Annotated in this window: 15 protein-coding genes; all 15 read left to right on the top strand. The window is 60.9% G+C overall.

Translation table 11 applies throughout. From position 1 onward, the window contains the following. Positions 1 to 44: 44 nt before the first annotated feature. The 15 genes from AC1DUR_RS07590 to AC1DUR_RS07520 all read left to right on the top strand — a co-directional run bounded on the left by AC1DUR_RS07590 (position 45) and on the right by AC1DUR_RS07520 (position 18,631). Positions 45 to 569 (top strand): shikimate kinase, encoded by a 525-nt coding sequence (locus tag AC1DUR_RS07590; protein WP_477717694.1) that lies wholly within the window; start codon positions 45 to 47, stop codon positions 567 to 569. 91 nt (positions 570 to 660) lie between these two features. Further along, positions 661 to 1,776, top strand: a complete 1,116-nt coding sequence (aroB, locus tag AC1DUR_RS07585) for a 3-dehydroquinate synthase (RefSeq protein WP_477717695.1) — start codon at positions 661 to 663, stop codon at positions 1,774 to 1,776. A 66-nt stretch (positions 1,777 to 1,842) separates the two neighbouring features. Next, on the top strand, positions 1,843 to 3,042 hold the full coding sequence (locus AC1DUR_RS07580) for a deoxyguanosinetriphosphate triphosphohydrolase (protein ID WP_477717696.1): 1,200 nt from the start codon (positions 1,843 to 1,845) through the stop codon (positions 3,040 to 3,042). Positions 3,043 to 3,324: 282 nt separating this feature from the next. Beyond that, positions 3,325 to 4,476 (top strand): ABC transporter substrate-binding protein, encoded by a 1,152-nt coding sequence (locus AC1DUR_RS07575; protein ID WP_477717697.1) that lies wholly within the window; start codon positions 3,325 to 3,327, stop codon positions 4,474 to 4,476. A gap of 125 nt (positions 4,477 to 4,601) precedes the next feature. Beyond that, entirely contained in the window at positions 4,602 to 5,300 is a 699-nt protein-coding gene (locus AC1DUR_RS07570) for a transposase (RefSeq protein WP_477717698.1), read from the top strand. Between the two features lie 229 nt (positions 5,301 to 5,529). After that, complete coding sequence (locus AC1DUR_RS07565) at positions 5,530 to 10,269, top strand: glutamate synthase-related protein (protein WP_477717699.1); 4,740 nt, start codon at positions 5,530 to 5,532, stop codon at positions 10,267 to 10,269. Between the two features lie 56 nt (positions 10,270 to 10,325). Then, on the top strand, positions 10,326 to 11,792 hold the full coding sequence (locus tag AC1DUR_RS07560) for a glutamate synthase subunit beta (protein ID WP_477717700.1): 1,467 nt from the start codon (positions 10,326 to 10,328) through the stop codon (positions 11,790 to 11,792). A 524-nt stretch (positions 11,793 to 12,316) separates the two neighbouring features. Then, positions 12,317 to 13,162: an ABC transporter ATP-binding protein gene (locus AC1DUR_RS07555; protein WP_477717701.1), complete on the top strand. Its 846-nt coding sequence runs from the start codon at positions 12,317 to 12,319 to the stop codon at positions 13,160 to 13,162. Further along, positions 13,159 to 13,953, top strand: a complete 795-nt coding sequence (mlaE, locus tag AC1DUR_RS07550; RefSeq protein ID WP_477717702.1) for a lipid asymmetry maintenance ABC transporter permease subunit MlaE — start codon at positions 13,159 to 13,161, stop codon at positions 13,951 to 13,953. Before AC1DUR_RS07555 ends, mlaE begins: the two co-directional genes overlap by 4 nt. A gap of 141 nt (positions 13,954 to 14,094) precedes the next feature. Then, on the top strand, positions 14,095 to 14,601 hold the full coding sequence (gene mlaD, locus AC1DUR_RS07545) for an outer membrane lipid asymmetry maintenance protein MlaD (protein WP_477717703.1): 507 nt from the start codon (positions 14,095 to 14,097) through the stop codon (positions 14,599 to 14,601). A 32-nt stretch (positions 14,602 to 14,633) separates the two neighbouring features. Then, positions 14,634 to 15,395 (top strand): MlaA family lipoprotein, encoded by a 762-nt coding sequence (locus tag AC1DUR_RS07540; protein WP_477717704.1) that lies wholly within the window; start codon positions 14,634 to 14,636, stop codon positions 15,393 to 15,395. Between the two features lie 183 nt (positions 15,396 to 15,578). Continuing rightward, positions 15,579 to 16,214: an MlaC/ttg2D family ABC transporter substrate-binding protein gene (locus AC1DUR_RS07535; RefSeq protein ID WP_477717705.1), complete on the top strand. Its 636-nt coding sequence runs from the start codon at positions 15,579 to 15,581 to the stop codon at positions 16,212 to 16,214. Positions 16,215 to 16,228: 14 nt separating this feature from the next. Beyond that, positions 16,229 to 16,498: an STAS domain-containing protein gene (locus AC1DUR_RS07530; RefSeq protein WP_477717706.1), complete on the top strand. Its 270-nt coding sequence runs from the start codon at positions 16,229 to 16,231 to the stop codon at positions 16,496 to 16,498. 101 nt (positions 16,499 to 16,599) lie between these two features. After that, positions 16,600 to 17,559 carry an ABC transporter ATP-binding protein gene (locus tag AC1DUR_RS07525; protein ID WP_477717707.1) on the top strand — a complete coding sequence of 320 codons (960 nt, stop codon included), beginning with the start codon at positions 16,600 to 16,602 and terminating at the stop codon, positions 17,557 to 17,559. A gap of 316 nt (positions 17,560 to 17,875) precedes the next feature. Further along, the gene (locus AC1DUR_RS07520; RefSeq protein ID WP_477717708.1) at positions 17,876 to 18,631 is read left to right on the top strand and encodes an ABC transporter permease; all 756 of its coding nucleotides are present in this window, start codon (positions 17,876 to 17,878) and stop codon (positions 18,629 to 18,631) included. Positions 18,632 to 18,758: the final 127 nt, after the last annotated feature.

The following is an 18,758-nucleotide window of genomic DNA, read 5'->3' as shown; positions in this document are numbered from 1 at the left end:
CCTTCAGCGCTGGCATACTGCCTATTCAAGTGAATGCAAACCTGTTGAAAATCGCCTGTGTAGGCCTGCCGGGATCCGGGAAGTCCACCGTGGGCAGGCAGCTTGCCCGCAGGCTGGGTCTGCCGTTTGTTGATTCAGACCAGGTCATAGAGCAGCGTATCGGTTGCTCCATTCGCGAGTTTTTTGAGCGCGAAGGCGAGGTTTCGTTCCGCGATCTTGAACAGCTGGTCATCGATGAGTTGACCCAGGGAGCGCCCTGTGTGCTCTCCACCGGCGGCGGCGCCGTGCTCCGTCCCGTGAACCGCGAGCACTTGCGGGTGCGGGCGCAGGTCGTGTATTTGCATTCGGCGCCGGAAGAGGTGTTTCGGCGCTTGCGGCATGACCAGAACCGGCCGCTGCTTCAGGTCGCCGATCCACTGGCGCGATTGCGCGACCTTTACATCGCGCGCGACCCGCTGTATCGGGAAACCGCCCGGTTCGTGATTGAAACCGGCCGTCCTTCGGTGTCGACCCTGGTCAACATGATTCTCATACAGCTGGAACTGGCGGGCGTGGTTCCTGCGCCTTAGTCTGATGTCACGCGCCGGCCGCGCTGTTGCGGTGGCGGCGCAAAGACCGGCGGCACCCGCTGGGCGGTGGAGTGCCTCTACACTTGCGGTTATGCAAGCAAACTCCTCCCCCGCTGCGGCGCAGGTTCGTATCCATCTGGCCGAACGCAGCTATCCGATTGCCATTGGCGTGAACCTGCTGGGCGACGCTTCGACCTACGAGCAGCTGCCCAAAGCGAGCACGGCGCTCATTGTTTCCAATACCACCGTGGCTCCCTTGTATGCGGCCCGGCTCACGCAGGCCCTCCGGGCGCGTTATGAGAAGGTCTTGCAGGTGACTTTGCCCGATGGCGAGGCCCACAAAGACTGGCCGACCCTGCAGCTGATTTTTGATGCGCTGCTGGAAAACGGTTGTGACCGAAAAACCGTGCTGTTCGCGCTGGGTGGGGGGGTGGTCGGCGACATGACCGGATTTGCCGCCGCAAGCTACATGCGCGGCGTGCCATTTGTGCAGGTTCCCACGACCTTGCTGGCGCAGGTGGATTCATCGGTGGGCGGCAAAACGGCCATCAACCACCCGCTGGGAAAAAACATGATCGGCGCGTTTTACCAGCCTCTCCTGGTCGTTTGCGACCTGGATGTACTCGTCACACTGCCTTCGCGTGAACTGAGCGCGGGCCTGGCCGAGATCATCAAATACGGGCCGATCGCCGACATGGCGTTTCTCGACTGGATTGAGGGGCACCTCGATGCCTTGCTGGGCAAAGACCCAGCCGCACTGGCGCATGCCATTCAGCGCAGCTGCGAGATCAAGGCCTGGGTGGTGGGGCAGGACGAGCGCGAGTCGGGCTTGCGGGCGATCTTGAATTTCGGCCACACTTTTGGCCACGCGATTGAGTCGGGGCTGGGCTATGGCGAGTGGCTGCACGGCGAGGGGGTGGGTTGCGGCATGGTGATGGCTGCGCATTTGTCGCAGCGCCTGGGCCTGGTCGATATGGCTTTTGTGGAGCGCCTGACAGGGCTCGTCCTGCGTGCTGGCCTGCCCGTCAAGGGACCTGTGCTGTCCGCCACTGACAATGCCGGCCGTTATCTCGAGCTGATGCGCGTCGATAAAAAATCCGAGGCCGGTGAAATCCGCTTCGTGGTGATTGATGGGCCTGGCAAGGCGGCGGTGCGTGGCGCACCCGATGCGCTCGTGCGCGAAGTCATCGATGCCTGTTGTGCGTGATGGGCGATGGGGCCGGTAAATGTGGCCGATTTCATGAAGGCTGGAAGCTGTCTGGATGAGTGAGTCATGAGTGCTGCGGCCTATGCTTGTGATCCGGCGCTGTCGCGCGGCCGCCGCTACCCCGAGCCTGCGGCGCCGACACGCTCTGAGTTCCAGCGCGACCGCGACCGGATTGTGCATTCCACGGCGTTTCGCCGCCTGGTCTATAAAACCCAGGTATTTCTGAACCACGAGGGTGATCTCTTTCGCACACGCCTGACCCATTCGCTGGAGGTCGCACAGCTGGGGCGGTCAATTGCCCGTACCCTGCAGCTCAACGAAGATCTGGTTGAGGCCATTGCCCTTGCGCACGACCTGGGTCACACGCCATTCGGACATGCCGGCCAGGATGCACTGAACCAATGCCTGAAAAACCACAATCCGCGGAGCGCGGGCTTCGAGCACAACCTGCAGAGCCTGCGGGTCGTGGACACGCTGGAGGAGCGTTATCCCAACTACAACGGCCTGAATCTGACGTTTGAGACACGCGAAGGAATTTTGAAGCACTGCTCAAAGCGCAATGCTCGCCATATCGAGGCGCGTGAACCCGGTGGCGTAGCCCGGCGTTTTGTCGCATCGGCATCAACGAGCCCTCGATGGCTGCAACCCAGTCTGGAGGCGCAACTGGCCAATCTTGCGGATGAAATTGCCTACAACGCCCACGATATTGATGATGGTGTCCGTTCGGGCTTGCTCAGCCTGGAACAGTTGGAGGATGTGGCGCTGTTCAGCCAGTACCGCCACGAAACGGGCCTGGCACATCCGGGCCTGCAGGGCCGGCGGCTGCTGTTTGAAACCATACGCCGCATGCTGAGTGCGCAGGTCTACAACGTCATCGATGCGACACGGATGGCTTTGCAGGCAGCCGCGCCGGCCGACGTCCAGGCCGTACGCCAGCATCCCCCGCTGGTGTGTTTTACCGAAGAGATGGCGGCACAGTCCGCGTCCCTCAAGCGATTTTTGCTACAAAATTTATACCGGCACCCGCAAGTGGTGCAAACCACGCAGGCGGCCAAGCAAGTGGTTCGCGATTTGTTCGAGGCCTATATGGCCGACCCCGCGCAGATGCCACAGGCACATATAGACCGTGCAGCCGGGATCGACATGCCCTATTCCGCTGGGGCAAAACCCGAGCGTGTGGTGGCTGACTACATCGCCGGCATGACGGACCGTTTCGCCGCCAGGGAGCATGAGCGCCTCAAGGGTCGCGCCGCCTTTTCGCTTTGACAGCGCGCGTCTGATGCCACCGGCCTGCCAGCGTGGCAGATCCATCGCCAGTTGTCAGCGCGGACGTAACAGCTGCAGAAATGAAGTAGACCCCCACGATTGGTAGAAACCCGCGCATGCAGAGGGAAATGCATAGCCTTATGACATGTCAGCATTTTCCGGGCTGGCTTTGGATGGATTCACGGATTACCCTGCATGGCCTGCCCAAAATTTGTGCTGGGCACCCGTAGCAGCGCAGGCATTAAAGCTGCTTGGTTGTCTTGTATCTGGAAAGGTGTTTTCATGATTCCCAATCGGCGGCAATTAATTCTGGGTGGTGTTTTCACAGGTGCCCTGGTGGCAAGTCCCGCGCTCCGGGCGCAAACTGTCAAGGCTGCGCGAAAGGTGGTCGTGGGGCAGTCCGTGCCGCTGACGGGCGCAGCCGACCAGATCGGGCTGGCTTACCTCAACGGCGCCAAACTTTACTTTGACGCCATCAATGCAAAAAATGGTGCGGGCGGCTATCGGATCGACGTCAAGGCGCTGGATGATGGCTACGATCCCGTCCGGGCGGCCGGCAATGCCCGGCAGTTGCTGGATCAGGGCGTCGATGCGCTGTTCGGCTTTGTCGGCACCGCGAGTTGCGATTCCGCCTTTGCTGTCGCCAAACCGACGGGTGCCCTGTTTTTTGCACCTTTTGCCGCCTCGGATGCGCTGCACGATCCGGCCCTCGCCCATGTGTTTCATGTTCGTCCGGCGCTGGCGGATGAGGCTTACAAGGTGACGCGCCACTGCGCCACCCTTAACCAGGACCGCATTGCCGTGTTTGCCGAAGACGATGCGATGGGACGCGCCGGGCTGGCCGCCATCAACCAGGCGCTGCTCGACCTCAAACGTCCACCCATCGTGGCCAGTGCCCTGTCGCCGGTCAACAGCGACAAGGTCGATGCGGCAGTGGCCCAGCTGCTCAAGGCAGAGCCCCAGGCCATCATTCAGGTCAGCCTCTTCAATTCATCGGCCGCCTTCATCCGCAAAATGCGGCGGGCCGGCTTTGGTGGCCAGTTCCTGAACTTTTCGGTGGTCGGCATAGACCCCTTGTTCAGTGCGTTGGGCAAAGAGATTGGCGGCATCGTCATTTCCCAGGTTGTACCCTCGCCGCGCAGCACCGCCACACCCATCATCAAGGAATACTTGGATGTGCTGAACCAGACCGACCAGACACCCAGCTACGAAAGCGTGGAGGGGTACATCGCCGCCCGTACATTTTCCGAAGGTGTGCGCCGCAGTGTCTCGGGCGGTGGCAAGCCGGACCGTGCTGGCCTGCAAAAAGCCTTCGAATCCATGACGGACTACGACGTGGGCGGCTTTCGCGTCAATCTTCGCGCCAAAAAATATGAATCCGTGCGGGCGATCGACCTGGTCACGATCACACCCGACGGAAAGGTCGTTCGATAAATTCCCGACCGGGCCATCGGCCGCTGGAGATCGAAATGAGGGGGGCCTGGTTATCGCGGTCAATATTGGGGTCGGATTCCAATTATCATGACGCATCACTCCAGGCACCTCCAGTCACCCCATCCATGGCCCGTCTTCCCCGCCTCACGCTTGCAGGCTGCCCCCATCACATCCTTCAGCGCGGCAATAACCAGCAGGACATTTTTTCATCGGTAGCCGATTACCAGATGCTGCTGGCCCTGCTGGAAGAAAACGCCCGCAAATTCGGGGTGGCATTGCACGCCTATGTATTGATGGGCAATCATTTTCATTTGCTTGCTACACCGGCAAGCGCCGAGGGCCTGCCCCAGATGATGCAGGCTGTCGGCCGGCGCTATGTGCGTTACTTCAATGACAGCCAGGCACGCTCCGGGACCTTGTGGGAAGGGCGTTACCGCTCGACCTTGATAGAAGCGGAGCGCTATCTGCTGCCCTGCATGGCCTATATCGACCTCAATCCGGTCCGAAACGGGCTGGCAGGGGATCCCAAAGACTACCCCTGGTCCAGCCATGGCCATTACGCCGGTTTGCGGGCCGACAGGCTCGTGACGCCCCATCCGCTGTTCTGGGCGCTGGGCAACACGCCGTTTGAGCGGGAAGTGGCTTACGCCGAATTGGTGCGTGCGGGAATCTCGCCGGCGCAGCAGGATGCACTGACCCGGTCAGTCCTCGGCGGCTGGGCGCTGGGGGGGGAGGGCTTTGTGGCTGAATTGCAAAAGCGGACCGCGCGTCGCGTCCAAAAAAACCGGGCCGGCCGTCCGGCTCGCAAATCAGCATCCTCTTGAGTGCCCCAGGTGGCGCCTGTCGGGTATTTCCGGGTGATTGATATGTGTCCCCAATTATTATTTGATTGTTTTTATATGGCATTAATTAGAGTCTGACCCTAATTAAAGTGCTTGGCATTGTTGTTGCAGTGCACTATGCTCTCAGTCCCTGCAAAAAATTATGAACATTGCGGAGAAGAGGGCGCGTGCCTGTTGTGCCGCTTTTCTCCCAAACCGATGAGGAATCGCCATGACCACGGCTGCTGAAATCAAACATTTTGAAGAACACGGTTTGTACTCCGGAGCCCATGAGCATGACGCTTGCGGGGTTGGGTTTGTCGCGCACATCAAGGGGCACAAATCCCACGCCATCGTTCAGCAGGGTCTGAAAATCCTTGAAAACCTCGATCACCGGGGCGCGGTGGGTGCCGACAAACTGATGGGCGATGGCGCCGGCATCCTGATCCAGCTGCCGGATGCGCTGTACCGTGAGGAAATGGCAAAGCAGGGTGTCGCGCTGCCGCCGCCGGGTGAGTACGGCGTGGGCATGGTGTTCTTGCCGAAAGAGCATGCCTCACGTCTGGCTTGCGAGCAGGCGCTGGAACGCGCCGTCAAGGCGGAAGGCCAGGTGCTGCTGGGCTGGCGCGATGTGCCGGTCAATCGCGACATGCCCATGTCGCCGACGGTGCGCGAAAAAGAGCCTATCCTGCGCCAGATCTTCATCGGCCGCGGCAACGACGTCATCGTGCAGGACGCCCTCGAGCGCAAGCTGTATGTGATCCGCAAAACGGCCAGCGCGGCCATCCAGAACCTGCGCCTGACGCACAGCAAGGAATATTACGTTCCCAGCATGTCCAGCCGCACGGTGGTTTACAAAGGCCTGCTGCTGGCCGATCAGGTGGGTACCTACTACCGTGACCTGACTGACACCCGCTGCGTCTCGGCGCTCGGCCTGGTGCACCAGCGGTTTTCGACCAACACGTTCCCCGAGTGGCCGCTGGCTCACCCGTACCGGTATGTGGCGCACAACGGTGAGATCAACACCGTCAAGGGCAACTACAACTGGATGAAGGCGCGCGAGGGCGTGATGTCCTCTCCCGTGCTGGGGGCCGATTTGCAAAAGCTCTACCCCATCAGCTTCGCGGGTCAGTCGGACACGGCGACCTTTGACAACTGCCTGGAGTTGCTGACCATGGCGGGCTACCCGATCAGCCAGGCCGTGATGATGATGATCCCCGAGCCGTGGGAGCAGCACACCACCATGGACGAGCGCCGCAAGGCCTTCTATGAATACCATGCCGCGATGCTGGAACCGTGGGATGGCCCGGCCTCCATCGTGTTCACCGATGGCCGCCAGATTGGCGCCACGCTGGACCGCAATGGCCTGCGTCCTTCACGCTATTGCGTCACTGACGACGATCTGGTCATCATGGCCTCGGAATCCGGCGTGTTGCCGATTCCCGAGCACAAGATCGTGCGCAAGTGGCGTCTGCAGCCCGGCAAGATGTTCCTGATCGACCTCGAGCAGGGCCGCATGGTGGACGATGAGGAAATCAAGGCGACGCTGGCACACAGCAAGCCCTACAAGCAGTGGATTGAAAACCTGCGCATCAAGCTCGACGATGTGGCGGGCAAGACGGCAGCCGCAGTGGCTGCAACAACGCCAGCGACCGATCTCAGCCTGCTCGATCGCCAGCAGGCTTTTGGCTACACCCAGGAAGACATCAAGTTCCTGATGTCGCCTATGGCCACCAACGGCGAAGAAGCCACCGGCTCCATGGGCAACGACAGCCCGCTGGCCGTGCTGTCCAACAAGAACAAGCCGCTCTACAACTACTTCAAGCAACTGTTCGCGCAGGTCACCAACCCGCCGATCGACCCGATCCGCGAAGCCATCGTGATGTCGCTGGTGTCCTTCATCGGCCCCAAGCCCAACCTGCTGGACATCAACCAGGTCAACCCGCCAATGCGGCTGGAAGTCAGCCAGCCCGTGCTCAACGTGGCCGACATGCAAAAGCTGCGCGACATCGAGGCGCACACCCAGGGAAAGTTCAAGAGCTATACGCTGGACATCACCTACCCGCTGGCCTGGGGCCACGAGGGCGTGGAGGCCAAGCTGGCGTCACTGTGCGCCGAAGCGGTGGATGCGATCAAGGACGGCAAGAACATCCTGATCGTGAGCGACCGCGCCGTGAGCGCCACGCAGGTGGCGATTCCGGCTTTGCTGGCGCTGTCCGCGATTCACCAGCACTTGGTGAAAGAGGGCCTGCGCACCACGGCCGGACTGGTGGTGGAAACCGGCTCGGCGCGCGAGGTGCATCACTTCGCGGTGCTGGCGGGCTATGGCGCCGAGGCCGTTCACCCCTACCTCGCCATGGAAACCCTGGCCGAGCTGTCAAGGGGCCTGCCCGGCGACCTGAGCACCGACAAGGCGGTCTACAACTACACCAAGGCGATTGGCAAGGGACTGTCCAAGATCATGTCCAAGATGGGCGTGTCGACCTACATGAGCTACTGCGGTGCCCAGCTGTTTGAGGCGATCGGCCTGAACCGCGACACCGTGGCCAAATTCTTCAGCGGCACCGCCAGCCAGGTGGAAGGCATGGGCGTGTTCGAGATCGCCGAAGAAGCCCTGCGCATGCACAAGGCGGCGTTCAGCGATGACCCGGTGCTCGCCAACATGCTGGACGCCGGCGGCGAGTACGCCTGGCGCGTGCGCGGCGAGGACCATATGTGGACGCCAGACGCGATCGCCAAGCTGCAGCATTCCACACGTTCCAACAACTGGAACACCTACAAGGAATATGCCCAGCTGATCAACGACCAGAACCGTCGCCACATGACCTTGCGCGGACTGTTCGAGTTCAGGATCGATCCGTCGAAAGCCATCCCGATCGACGAGGTCGAGCCGGCCAAGGAAATCGTCAAGCGTTTTGCGACCGGCGCGATGTCGCTCGGCTCGATCAGCACCGAAGCCCATGCCACGCTGGCCGTCGCGATGAACCGCATCGGCGGCAAGAGCAACACCGGCGAAGGCGGCGAGGATCCGAACCGCTATCGCCAGGAGCTCAAGGGCATTCCGATCAAAAAGGGTGAAACGCTCAAAAGCGTCATCGGCCCCAAGCAGGTCGAGGTGGATCTTCCGTTGCAGGACGGCGACTCCCTGCGTTCGCGCATCAAGCAGGTCGCCTCCGGCCGATTTGGTGTCACGGCTGAATACCTTGTGTCAGCCGACCAGATCCAGATCAAGATGGCGCAGGGCGCCAAGCCCGGCGAAGGCGGCCAATTGCCCGGCGGCAAGGTGAGTGACTACATCGGCCACCTGCGTTACTCCGTGCCCGGTGTCGGCCTGATTTCGCCACCGCCGCACCATGACATTTATTCCATCGAAGATCTGGCGCAACTGATCCACGATCTGAAGAACGTCAATCCGCGCGCCAGCATTAGCGTCAAGCTGGTCAGCGAAGTCGGTGTGGGCACGATTGCCGCGGGCGTGGCCAAGGCCAAGTCCGACCATGTGGTGATTGCCGGCCATGACGGCGGTACGGGCGCTTCGCCCTGGTCGTCCATCAAGCACGCCGGTTCTCCCTGGGAAATCGGCCTGGCCGAGACCCAGCAGACGCTGGTGCTCAACCGCCTGCGTGGCCGCATTCGCGTGCAGGCTGACGGGCAGATGAAAACCGGCCGTGACGTGGTCATTGGCGCTCTACTGGGCGCCGACGAATTCGGCTTTGCCACGGCGCCGCTGGTGGTCGAGGGCTGCATCATGATGCGCAAGTGCCACCTGAACACCTGCCCGGTGGGTGTGGCCACGCAAGACCCGGTGCTGCGCCAGAAATTCAGCGGCAAGCCTGAGCATGTGGTCAACTATTTCTTCTTTGTGGCTGAAGAGGCGCGTCAGTTGATGGCCCAGCTGGGCGTGCGCAAGTTCGATGACCTGATTGGCCGTGCCGACCTGCTCGATACGCAAAAAGGCATTGAGCACTGGAAGGCCCGCGGCCTGGACTTCGGCCGCCTGTTCTACCAGCCCAATGTGCCGGCCGATGTGCCGCGCCTGCATGTGATGGAGCAGGATCACGCGCTGAACAAGGCACTGGACGTCCGCCTGATCGAGAAGTCAAAAGCCGCTCTGGAGAAAGGCGAGAAAGTGCAGTTTATTGAGGTGGCGCGCAACGTCAACCGCACCGTCGGCGCCATGCTGTCGGGCGAGCTGACGCGCCGCCATCCTGAAGGCCTGCCTGATGACACCCTGCGTATCCAGCTTGAGGGTACCGGTGGCCAGTCGTTTGGCGCTTTCCTCGCCAAGGGCATCACCATGTACCTGATTGGCGATGCCAACGACTACACCGGCAAGGGTCTTTCCGGCGGCCGCATCGTGGTGCGACCCAGTATTGACTTCCGGGGTGAGTCGCATAAAAACACCATCGTCGGCAACACGGTGCTGTATGGCGCCACCACCGGCGAAGCGTTTTTCAGCGGTGTGGCCGGTGAGCGTTTTGCGGTGCGACTGTCGGGTGCCACGGCGGTGGTGGAAGGCACGGGCGACCATGGCTGCGAATACATGACCGGCGGCACGGTGGCGGTACTGGGCAAGACCGGCCGCAACTTCGCCGCCGGCATGAGCGGCGGCGTGGCCTATGTCTACGACGAAGACGGCTTGTTTGCAACGCGCTGCAATACCTCCATGGTGTCCATGGACCGGGTGGTGAGCACCGTCGAGCAGCACGCCCATGAATCGGACTGGCATGCCGGTGAGAGTGACGAGGAATTGCTCAAGCGCCTGCTGCAGGACCACAACCGCTGGACGGGCAGCAAACGCGCAAGGGAATTGCTCGACAACTGGAGCGAGGCGCGTCTGAAGTTTGTGAAAGTGTTCCCGAATGAGTACAAACGGGCGTTGATCGAGCGCAAGGAGCGCAGGCTCGAAGCTGCGACTGAAACCACCCGCTCGCAAGTGGCTACCAACCAGGAAGCCGTGGCGGCCAAGTAAGGCCTGGCCGCAGCAAACTTGTACTCATCACGATAACGGAACCGACAGGACTGATCATGGGAAAAATCACCGGCTTCATGGAATACCAGCGCATCGAGGAGGGCTACAAGCCTGTGCCCGAGCGCCTGAAAAACTACAAGGAATTTGTCATCGGGCTGAACGATGCGCAGGCCGGCAAGCAGGCGGCACGCTGCATGGACTGCGGCACGCCCTTTTGCAACAGCGGCTGTCCGGTCAACAACATCATTCCCGATTTCAATGACATGGTGTTTCGTGCCGACTGGAAAAACGCGATCGACACGCTGCACAGCACCAACAACTTTCCGGAGTTCACCGGTCGCATCTGCCCCGCGCCCTGCGAGGCAGCCTGCGTACTGAACGTGAACAACGATCCGGTCGGCATCAAGTCAATCGAGCATGCCATCATCGACCGTGCCTGGTCCGAAGGCTGGGTCAGGCCCGAGTTGCCCAAGCACAAGACCGGCAAAAAAGTGGCGGTAGTGGGCTCCGGCCCCGCCGGCATGGCCGCGGCACAGCAGTTGGCGCGCGCCGGCCATGATGTCACGCTGTTTGAGAAAAACGACCGTATTGGCGGCTTGCTGCGCTACGGCATTCCCGACTTCAAGATGGAGAAAATCCATATTGACCGCCGCGTCGAGCAGATGCAGGCCGAAGGTGTCACTTTCCGCGCCGGCGTGATGATCGGCAGCCTGCCCAAGGATTCCAAAGTCACGAATTGGGCCAAGGAAACGATATCGGCCGAGCAGTTGCAAAAGGACTTTGACGCCATCATCCTGACGGGTGGCGCCGAGCAGTCTCGCGATTTGCCTGTGCCCGGCCGGGATCTGGACGGCGTGCATTTCGCCATGGAGTTCCTGCCGCAGCAAAACAAGATCAATGCGGGTGACAAGGTCAAAGGCCAGATCAAGGCCGATGGCAAGCATGTCATCGTGATTGGCGGCGGAGACACCGGGTCCGATTGCGTCGGGACCAGCAACCGCCACGGTGCGGCCAGCGTGACCCAGTTTGAACTGATGCCCCAGCCCCCCGAAGAGGAAAACCGGCCGATGACCTGGCCGTACTGGCCGATCAAGCTGCGCACCAGTTCCAGCCACGAAGAAGGCTGCGAGCGCGAGTTCGCGATCTCCACGAAGGAGTTGATGGGCGAAAAAGGTAAGGTCACCGGCCTGAAAACCGTTCGCGTCGAATGGAAGGACGGCAAGATGGTCGAAGTGCCGGGGTCGGAGCAGACGCTGAAGGCCGACCTGGTGTTGCTGGCCATGGGTTTTATCTCACCGGTCGCTTCGGTCCTGGAGGCTTTTGGTGTCGAGAAGGACAACCGCGGCAACGCCAAAGCGAGCACTGACTTCACGGGCGGTTATGCCACCAATGTGCCCAAGGTGTTTGCGGCCGGCGACATCCGGCGCGGTCAAAGCCTGGTCGTGTGGGCGATTCGCGAGGGCCGCCAGGCCGCGCGCGCTGCCGACGAATTTCTGATGGGCTACAGCGACTTGCCTCGCTAAGCGCTGTGCCCGGCCTTCGCAAATCGCCCCAAGGGGCGGTTAAATAAACCCCAAGCTTGCGCTTGGAGTGCGCGAAGGCCGTCAGGCCGCGCGCTCCGTTGACGAGTTCCTCATGGGGTACAGTGACCTGCCACACTAAGCGCTGCGACGCCTTTCGCCCATCACCCATCACCCATCACCCATCACCCACGGCTCGTATTGAGCACAACGCAGGCTGGCGCTTGTGTTGCGCGAAGGCCACCATGTGATGTGCGGGTGATTGTCGAGCGACCTGATGCGCTGAGATGGGCGATGGTTGCAGAGTGGTTAATTGCTATAAAAAGAGGAGCGATTGAAGCCCGTAAACAGTGGGTTGATGGGCGATTCTCGTGTCATCGCTGCGGCTTGCTGTGGCGGGACGACGGCATTCGCTCATTTCTGAGGCAGGCGTGCGGCCTGGGCGCCGCGGATAAGACAGGGCAAACCCCGTATCATTAGGGCATTCCCTAGCAATGCCGACGCGCTCGTTGGCCCTTTCTTTTCCCATGGCCGACATTTCCGCTTCATCGCTGGTCGAATTCAAGGATGTGACCTTCTCCTATCCGGGCTCTGCCGGGGACCGCGTCATTCTCGACCGGGTCACCCTGTCGGTGCCGCGGGGCAAGGTCACGGCGCTGATGGGAGCGTCGGGCGGTGGCAAGACCACGGTCTTGCGCCTGATTGGCGGGCAGCAAAAAGCCAATCAGGGCGAAGTCCTGTTCGATGGCAAAAATATTGGCAAACTGGTGCAGTCCGAACTTTACGAGGCGAGGCGCCGCATGGGCATGCTGTTCCAGTTTGGTGCGCTGTTCACCGATCTGAGCGTGTTTGACAACGTGGCGTTTCCCTTGCGCGAGCACACCGCGCTGAGCGATGCACTGATTCGGGACATCGTTCTGATGAAGCTCAATGCGGTGGGGCTGCGCGGCGCGCGCGATCTGATGCCCAGCGAAATTTCAGGCGGCATGGCGCGACGTGTGGCGCTTGCGCGAGCCATCGTGCTGGACCCGGAACTCATCATGTACGACGAGCCCTTTGCCGGGCTGGATCCGATTTCGCTGGGAACGGCTGCGAAGCTGATCCGCCAGCTCAACGACACGCTGGGCATTACCAGCATCGTGGTTTCACACGACCTCGAAGAAACCTTTCACATCGCCGACAAAGTCATCATTCTGGCCAATGGCGGCATTGCCGCGCAGGGCACGCCCGACGAGGTACGGAACTCCACCGACCCGCTGGTCCATCAGTTTGTCAACGCGCAAAGCGAAGGCCCCGTGAAATTCCATTACCCCGGGCCGGATGTCGCCACTGATTTTGGCAATCAGGTTGCAGCGGGCAGGGGCCGTTCATGAGTCGCTACAGCCCTGTCCACCTGCTTTCCAGTTTGGGCTTTACCACGCGCAGCCAGCTTGCCGAGCTTGGCCACGCCGCGCACCTGATGTCACGCCTGCTGGCGCTGACGGGCCCGGCGCTGGCCCGTTTCGGCCTGGTGCGTGACCAGATATTCTTCCTCGGCAATTACTCACTGGCCATCATCACGGTGTCAGGCCTTTTTGTGGGTTTTGTGCTGGGCCTGCAGGGCTACTACACGCTGCAGCGTTATGGCTCCTCGGAGGCGCTGGGCCTGCTGGTGGCGCTTAGCCTGGTGCGTGAACTGGGGCCGGTGGTCACGGCCCTGCTGTTTGCCGGCCGTGCCGGCACCTCCCTGACCGCTGAAATTGGCCTCATGAAAGCCGGAGAGCAGCTGTCCGCGATGGAAATGATGGCGGTGGATCCGGTGCGCCGCATTCTGGCACCCCGGTTCTGGGGGGGTGTGATCGCCATGCCGCTGCTTGCTGCGGTGTTCAGTGCCGTCGGCATCATCGGCGGCTGGGTGGTCGGCGTGCTGATGATCGGTGTCGATGCGGGTTCGTTCTGGAGCCAGATGCAGGCCGGCGTCGATGTCTGGCGCGACGTCGGCAATGGCGTGATCAAAAGTCTTGTATTTGGTGTAACTGTTACTTTTGTGGCGCTGCACCAGGGGTTTGAGGCACAGGCCACGCCGGAAGGCGTGTCGCGCGCGACGACCCGTACCGTGGTGGTGGCTTCGCTGGCTGTGCTCGGACTGGACTTTTTGTTGACGGCCTGGATGTTCAGCCTTTAAAACGCGGCGCGCACCTTCTGAAGCCAGCCATGCGAAAATTTAATCCATTTGCGTGCGCCATGCGGCGATTCCGCAAAGACAGGAAGGCCGACAGGCCTGCAATTGCTGCAGGGGCCGGCCTGAGTCATTGAAAGAAAAAAGATGCAACGCTCAAAAAACGACGTGTGGGTTGGCTTGTTTGTCCTGATAGGTGGCGCAGCCATGCTGTTTCTGGCGCTCAAATCTGCCAACTTGCTGACCTTGAGTTTTGACACCTCGTACCGCGTCACGGCCAAGTTTGACAATATCGGCGGCCTGAAACCACGGGCTGCGGTCAAAAGTGCTGGCGTTGTTGTCGGGAGGGTTGAAAATATCACTTTTGACGACAAGTCCTACCAGGCCAGCGTTCGCCTGGCCATGGAAAGCCGCTATGCCTTTCCGAAGGACAGTTCGCTGAAAATACTGACCAGCGGTTTGCTGGGTGAGCAGTACATCGGCGTGGAGGCCGGTGGGGATGAGAAAAACCTCGCCGCGGGGGATGTGATCAAACAGACCCAGTCGGCCGTGGTGCTTGAAAGTCTGATCAGCCAGTTTTTATACAGTAAAGCGGCGGACAGCAGTTCTGGATCAGGGGCTGCGCCGTCATCAGGGACTCCAGAAAAAAAATGATGATACGAACGACGTCAACGACACGAATCACGATGAAATGGCCCCTGTGGTGGGCTGTAGCTGCCATGACGCTGGCGCTGCAGGGTTGCGCAACCGGACCGAATGCCAACCCGGCCGATCCGCTGGAGCCGTTCAACCGGGCGATGTTCAATTTCAACGACGGTGTCGACCGCGCCCTCGTCAAGCCGGTAGCGACTGCCTACCGGGACGTTACACCCGCACCCATCCGCACCGCCGTCAACAGTTTTTTTGGCAATATCTCGGATGTATGGTCGCTGTTCAACAACGTGCTGCAGGCCAAGCCTGAAGAGGCCACTGACAGCCTTTTTCGCGTCACGGTCAATACCTTGTGGGGCTTGGGCGGCATTTTCGACGTTGCCAGCGACCTGGGGATTCCCAAACACAGCGAGGATTTTGGTCAGACCCTGGGTTATTGGGGCGTAGCCTCCGGTCCCTATGTGGTGCTGCCTCTGCTGGGGCCCTCCACCGTGCGTGATTCCGTGGGCTCGCTTGTTGATGTTCAGGGGGATCTGGTGAGCCGGACGAGCGATGTCTCGGTTCGCAACTCCCTGATCGCCTTGCGTGCTGTGGACCTGCGGGCCAACCTGCTGGGCGCGGGCACCCTGCTGGACGAGGCTGCGCTTGATAAATACAGTTTTTCCCGCGACATCTATCTACAGCGCCGTCGCAACCTGATTCGCGGTGCGGCAGCCGAGAAAGAAGAGCGCTACGACCTGCCGGAGGCTCCCGCGGATCAGGCATCCACCGCATCCGCTCCGGCGCCTGCGAATTAAAGAGCCAAAGAAAAGAGCCAAAGAGCCCATGTAAACAAGATTTACAAGACTGCTGTACAACTTCATCTTTAGCCCCGAACAAACACGGAAAATAGCTACTGAATCACTGTTTGGCAGAAGTGGCTATGCATGAGTTGCCGTGCAGGTCGCTGTCAGGCACTGTTTCTCTACCGAAGGAAAACCATGAACCGTAGAACCCTTGGCCAACTCTTGACCGCCACCCTCAGCCTGGCGCTGCTTGCGCCTGCCTCTTTCGTTCACGCTGCCGACGAGGCCCCTGATGCGCTGATCAAGCGCGTCTCGACGGATGTGCTGGACAGCATCAAGGCTGACAAGTCGGTGCAGGCCGGCGATATGAGCAAGGTGATCTCGCTGGTTGACAGCAAGATCATGCCCAATGTGAACTTCACGCGCATGACAGCCTCCGCTGTCGGCCGCAACTGGCGCCAGGCCACCCCGGAGCAGAAAAGCCGTCTGCAGGAAGAGTTCAAGACCTTGCTGATCCGCACATACTCCGGCGCATTGTCACAAGTCAGGGATCAGTCGCTCAGCGTCAAGCCCTTGCGGGCAGAGGCGGCTGATACCGAGGTGATTGTGCGCACGGAAGTGCTTGGACGCGGCGACCCGATTCAACTGGACTACCGGATGGAGAAAACCGCTGCGGGCTGGAAAATCTATGACCTCAATGTGCTGGGCGTGTGGCTGGTGGAAACCTACCGCACCCAGTTCGCCCAGGAAATCAGCGCCAAGGGTGTGGATGGCCTGATCGCGTCGCTGGCGCAGCGCAACAAGTCCAACGCGAGCGAAAAGAAATCCTGAACGCATCGTCTGCCATGTTGACCCTGCCTTCTGTCCTGACGCATGCCGTGGCGGCCGAATTCACGGGCGGGCTGAAGCAGGCCGTTCTGTCCCAGACGGCGGAAGTGGTGGCCGACGCCAGCGCGTTGCAGGAGTTTGACTCTTCGGCGCTGGCGGTTTTGCTGGCGTGCCGGCGCGAGGCCCTGGCCGTGGGCAAGGCGTTCGCGGTGCGCGGTGCGCCGGCGCGCCTGGGACAGCTGGCCCGGCTCTATGGGGTAGCTGACCTGATTCCTGCCGCAGCCTGAGGCCGGATTTTCCAGCTTTCTGCTGGCGTCTCATGCGCTGCGCGGGGCCTTCCAGCGGTCGGGCGTGAGAAAAAAGCGTCAGCCCTTAAAATGATGGGCTCATGCCAGCTATTTCATTCCAGTCAGTCTCCAAAACCTACTCATCCGCGCGAAATCAGACCGGCCCTGTGGTCCGGGCGCTTGACGACGTAAGCTTTGACATCCGGCAAGGGGAGTTTTTCGGCTTGCTGGGCCCTAACGGCGCAGGAAAAACCACACTCATCAGTATTCTGGCCGGCCTCTCGCGGGCCAGCAGCGGCACTGTCAAGGTGCACGGCTGCGATGTCGTGACCGATTACGCCAATGCGCGGCGCAAACTCGGCGTAGTGCCCCAGGAGCTGGTGTTTGACCCCTTTTTCACGGTGCGCGAAGCGCTGCGCATCCAGTCGGGCTATTTCGGCATCAAGCATAACGATGCCTGGATTGACGAGTTGCTGGCCAGTCTCGGGCTGGCTGACAAGGCCGATGCCAACATGCGCCAGCTGTCAGGCGGCATGAAGCGCCGTGTGCTGGTGGCGCAGGCGCTGGTCCACAAACCGCCGGTGATTGTGCTGGACGAGCCCACTGCCGGGGTTGATGTGGAGTTGCGCCAGACCCTCTGGCAGTTCATCGCCAAACTCAACAGGCAGGGCAGCACCGTGTTGCTGACCACGCACTACCTCGAAGAGGCCGAGGCGCTGTGCAGCCGCATTGCCATGCTCAAGCAGGGACGGGTGGTGGCGCTGGCGCCTACCTCGGAGCTGCTGGAGGCGGCTTCGTCGAATGTCCTGCGCTTCAAGATTGACAGCGAGTTGCCTCCGCAGCTGGCGCGTCAGGCCAGAATCACCGGCCGTATCGTGCAGTTTCCCGCTAACAGTGCCCATGAGATCGAACAATACCTGGCGGCCATTCGCGAGGCCGGGCTGGTGGCCAAAGATGTGGAAATCCGCAAGGCCGACCTGGAAGATGTATTTCTCGACGTGATGGCGGAAAAAGTCGTGGAAGAGCCTGTCGAACTGAACCTGACGGGAGTCGCAGTATGAACATGCGAGGCGCATTGCGCGAAGCGAAAAGCGTGGGGGCCACAGTGCGCCGCGCTGGGCCGCCCCAAGCCAGCACAGCCCCCGAGGCGCTGGAGCCTGTGGCTCCAAACCTGCTTGAGCAGGTTTGGACAGGCGACAGAGGCGAAGCGTCTGGCGAGCTGCGGCCCGCAGGGCCTCGAGAGCTACACGCAGTGGAGAGCGTGGGGGCCAAGACCATTCCAGCAGGGGCCGCGGAACCGGCTTTGCCGGGCCGCAGGCGCAGCGCCCCCTCGGGGGGCAGCGCAGTACACGAAGTGACAAGCGTGGGGGCCAAAGTATGACCGGCTGGCAGACCCTTTTTTACAAGGAAGTCCTGCGCTTCTGGAAGGTCGGCTTTCAGACTGTGGGTGCGCCTGTCCTGACCGCCGTGCTCTACATGCTGATTTTTGGGCATGTGTTGCAGGACCAGGTGAAGGTGTACGACCAGGTGAGTTACACCGCGTTTCTGGTGCCGGGCCTGGTGATGATGAGCGTGCTGCAAAACGCATTTGCCAACAGCTCGTCGTCGCTGATCCAGAGCAAGATCATGGGCAGCCTGGTGTTTGTGCTGCTCACGCCACTGTCGCACTGGCACTGGTTTTTTGCCTATGTAGGCTCCTCGATTGCTCGCGGCCTGCTGGTCGGCGCCGGTGTGTTTGCCGTCACCGTGCTTTTTGGCCAGCCCGGCTTTGTGGCACCATGGTGGATTGTGCTGTTTTCGGTGCTGGGCGCCGCCATGCTGGGTGCCTTGGGTGTGATTGCGGGGCTATGGTCTGAAAAATTCGACCAGATGGCGGCTTTCCAGAATTTCGTCATCATGCCCATGACTTTCCTGAGCGGTGTGTTTTACTCGATTCATTCACTGCCGCCGTTCTGGCAAAAGGTCAGCCACCTGAACCCGTTTTTCTACATGATTGACGGTTTTCGCTACGGATTTTTCGGCGTCAGCGATGTGTCGCCCTGGCTGAGCCTGGGGATCGTGCTGGCCGCGTTGCTGATCGTCAGCGCGGTGGCGGTCAATATGCTGCGCACCGGCTACAAAATCAGGCACTAGAAGAAATATGACCCCCACGCTTTTCACTTCGTGTAATGCGCTGCCCCCCGAGGGGGCCGCTGCGCCTGTGGTCTGGCAAAGCCAGTCCCGCGGCCCCTGCTGGGGTGAGGAGCCCCCACGTTCGCTC

This window comes from Polaromonas sp. P4_F4 (assembly GCF_056401355.1).
This window is presented reverse-complemented; position numbering and strand designations above follow the sequence as displayed.

Bases quoted from the DNA above. Each gene is read 5' to 3' on its own strand.
- aroB (WP_477717695.1), top strand. From the start codon at position 661: ATGCAAGCAAACTCCTCCCCCGCTGCGGCGCAGGTTCGTATCCATCTG.
- AC1DUR_RS07580 (WP_477717696.1), top strand. From the start codon at position 1,843: ATGAGTGCTGCGGCCTATGCTTGTGATCCGGCGCTGTCGCGCGGCCGC.
- AC1DUR_RS07575 (WP_477717697.1), top strand. From the start codon at position 3,325: ATGATTCCCAATCGGCGGCAATTAATTCTGGGTGGTGTTTTCACAGGT.
- AC1DUR_RS07570 (WP_477717698.1), top strand. From the start codon at position 4,602: ATGGCCCGTCTTCCCCGCCTCACGCTTGCAGGCTGCCCCCATCACATC.
- AC1DUR_RS07565 (WP_477717699.1), top strand. From the start codon at position 5,530: ATGACCACGGCTGCTGAAATCAAACATTTTGAAGAACACGGTTTGTAC.
- AC1DUR_RS07560 (WP_477717700.1), top strand. From the start codon at position 10,326: ATGGGAAAAATCACCGGCTTCATGGAATACCAGCGCATCGAGGAGGGC.
- AC1DUR_RS07555 (WP_477717701.1), top strand. From the start codon at position 12,317: ATGGCCGACATTTCCGCTTCATCGCTGGTCGAATTCAAGGATGTGACC.
- mlaE (WP_477717702.1), top strand. From the start codon at position 13,159: ATGAGTCGCTACAGCCCTGTCCACCTGCTTTCCAGTTTGGGCTTTACC.
- mlaD (WP_477717703.1), top strand. From the start codon at position 14,095: ATGCAACGCTCAAAAAACGACGTGTGGGTTGGCTTGTTTGTCCTGATA.
- AC1DUR_RS07540 (WP_477717704.1), top strand. From the start codon at position 14,634: ATGAAATGGCCCCTGTGGTGGGCTGTAGCTGCCATGACGCTGGCGCTG.
- AC1DUR_RS07535 (WP_477717705.1), top strand. From the start codon at position 15,579: ATGAACCGTAGAACCCTTGGCCAACTCTTGACCGCCACCCTCAGCCTG.
- AC1DUR_RS07530 (WP_477717706.1), top strand. From the start codon at position 16,229: ATGTTGACCCTGCCTTCTGTCCTGACGCATGCCGTGGCGGCCGAATTC.
- AC1DUR_RS07525 (WP_477717707.1), top strand. From the start codon at position 16,600: ATGCCAGCTATTTCATTCCAGTCAGTCTCCAAAACCTACTCATCCGCG.
- AC1DUR_RS07520 (WP_477717708.1), top strand. From the start codon at position 17,876: ATGACCGGCTGGCAGACCCTTTTTTACAAGGAAGTCCTGCGCTTCTGG.